Origin of the sequence: Burkholderia sp. Bp8986 (genome assembly GCF_003854225.1) — a bacterium.
Classification (GTDB): domain Bacteria; phylum Pseudomonadota; class Gammaproteobacteria; order Burkholderiales; family Burkholderiaceae; genus Burkholderia.
The window spans coordinates 1-2818 of record NZ_QTQM01000115.1; the positions used below are offsets into that span (position 1 = coordinate 1).

Annotated in this window: 1 protein-coding gene; it reads right to left on the bottom strand. The window is 52.3% G+C overall.

From position 1 onward, the window contains the following. Positions 1-889 precede the first annotated feature (889 nt). Entirely contained in the window at positions 890-1483 is a 594-nt protein-coding gene (locus DID99_RS36210; RefSeq protein WP_124668692.1) for a UbiX family flavin prenyltransferase, read from the bottom strand. Between the last annotated feature and the right edge of the window lie 1335 nt (positions 1484-2818).

Here is a 2818-nt window from a genome sequence, read left to right on the forward strand (position 1 = left end):
GTCACGCCCCAGATGCGCTCGACGCCCGCTGCCGCCAGCGTCTTCGCCAGGTATTCCGCCATCGTCTGTCTAGCCATGGGACTCACTTCCATATGTCGTGCAATTTTCAACGGGCGATGATTCAACGAGACCCTCGCTGAATGACTGTGCCGCGGCAGGAAACCTTTAGTTATCAGATCAGAGCCAAGCCTTTGTATCTTCGGGCGGTTCACCGCGGAACGATGGAGCGATTCCGATCTGGGCATGGATGCATTCTATAGACGATAGTCTCCTCTGGTTTTCGCTCCCGCATTGTGGCCGCAGCCGAATGCGTATCAAAATGCGCGTCGTTGCGACCGAACCACTCGAACGTGCAATGCGTCGCCGGAATGTCTTTTTGGCTCATCTGCTTCGGACTTCATTCAACGCACGGACCTGCATGTTTGCCTGCCTATCCCGTTTGCTCTCGGGTTGCCAAAGCATGTTCGTTTCGCGCACTCATACGGCCGCTAAGAATCGCAAAGTTGAGTAGTATGAGACAGACAGCCGATGCAGGGATCGACGAGAGCTTCCTGAGAGGTCTCGCCCACTAACGATAAAGAACTTCATCGTTTCGTGCGCTGAATGCGCTTCGTCAGAGACAGAACAATGCACTCGAAAGCTTCAGAATTTCGTTGGCGCGGCGCACTTCATTGCCCTCGCGTCCGCGCGCGCGACAGCTTCAAACAAGCTGCAATCGATTTCTTTCCTGTTTGGTCGATCCAGTAACGTTTGGCGCGCGCAATCCATTTTAGGAGCGCTGGATTCGATCACTGATCGTTGCCACGAATATTGCCGCAACGTTCTTTCAGCATGTGCACATCATTATATTCCATAGGGAAACACGTTCGATATGATAAACACTACATTCTCAACAATTGGAGCCTCCGCCAACTCGCGGGTGACTCAAACCGTCCCACCGTTTGATTCGCGGGGTGTCGAGACCAAACAGGTCCAATGCGCGTCCAACACTTTGATTAATGATATCGTCGATCGATTGCGGATGATTATAAAACGCCGGCATAGCCGGGAAGATGGTTGCCCCTGCCCGCGCAACGAACAGCATGTTTTCGAGATGGATTGTGCTAAGCGGGGTCTCGCGAACCATTAGGACGAGCCGCCGCTGCTCCTTTAGAGCAACATCGGCGGCACGCACGATCAGGTTGTCCGCATAGCCAACGCGAATACCAGCCAAAGTTTTCATGCTGCATGGAGCGATTATCATTCCGTCGTGACGGAAAGAACCACTGGAAAGGGAGGCAGCTTGGTCGGCGTCCGTATAGACACGCGAGGCAAGCTTGTGAACATAATCAAGGTCATAAGGTGTTTCTTCGTGCAGTGTGACGCGCGCCCATTTGCTAAGCACCAGATGACGTTCGACTCCGATCTCGGCTAAGACTTCCAGAAGTCTGATTCCATAAATAGCGCCGGTTGCGCCAGTTATACATACCACAATCCGAGTCATTTTTCCCTTCCTCTAAGTGATTGTCAGAAAACCATTTTATTTAGGCGGAAAAACATTATATTGCGAAATAGTTGTGGTGAAAGTGGAATTATTATATTTCAGATTTTATGGTGTGTTGCGCATAAGATGGAAAAGTATGATAAATGTCAGTGATTCGCTGTATCGATATAGAGCTTCGGACGAAATACTTCAATAATGTATGAAGGCATGCTGAACACTCCTGATTTACTGTATCGAGATCAATGGATGGTGGTCATTCTGGAATCGCATTAATTCTGGTTTTCATGATTGCCATTTCTATTTCCAGGCGGCGGAGTATCAACCTTCATTTGTCACGCTGCTGTAGGGTCCGTCGGTCGCCAATTATCAGACACGATCTACTCGCACTAAATGAGCGGATGGCCTAGCAAAGCGATTCCTGTGCTTTGGAAACTTGGCCATAAACACTTGACGTAGCGAAGAGTCATCGTGCGAGCTAACGACAATTCCCGTTCAGCCATCATCTAAATCAGATTGCGCGCCCAACCTCCCGACGGAACCCGCCGCGGAGAACCACGCCTACGTAGAAAGAACGTTCCAGATATGCTCAAGTAACCTGTCGACGCGGTCAAGATGTACACCTGCTATTGTTGAAATTAAGTAGAAAATCAAAAGATTACGGTAGCGTAATGCCAAATTTTCCAGCATGCGATAAAATTGACTTTCGCCTTGCCCCAATTACGTGGCCGGGCAGCCGACGGCCAATGGAGCGGCCCCACGTATCTGAGGGCACGAGGACTCTCTTAAAATAGGGGATAGCCTTGTGCGGGTAAGGCCCAGGGCGTCGCCGCGCAGCCTCCCCTAAGAACCGTACGTGCAAGTTTCCCTGCGATACGGCTCAAGCATCCCGAAGTCAACTCTACGAGTGACCGGCGCCAAGTTACCAGTGCCTGCACATTGCAATGTCGGGGTTCTCCCGCCGATGCGGAGGGCGCAGACACGGCGGACGGTGCTCTCTTGTGATTCCCTCTGTGGAGTCGTCTGACCACTCTGCACCGGGACACCGGGCGGAAGTCTGCTCGCTTTCGCGCGGGATGCGGATGATATTGCAACCCCTATCGGGGCGGTTACAGCCCAGCATTTGCTTTTTCCGCCTCTCATGCCCGCACGCACTTCAGCCGCCCCCGTATTCGTTTCGAAAGCCGTGCTGTCATTCGCGGCGCATTCCTCAAATTCAGGCGTTGCCTAATCGGCCGGGAAGCTATCCATCTTGTCGAGCGGCCTTTATAGGGTAGCCGCGCTCCCTGTCGGAAACGCGGCCCCCGAAGAACCGTACGTGCGAGTTTCCCCGCATAC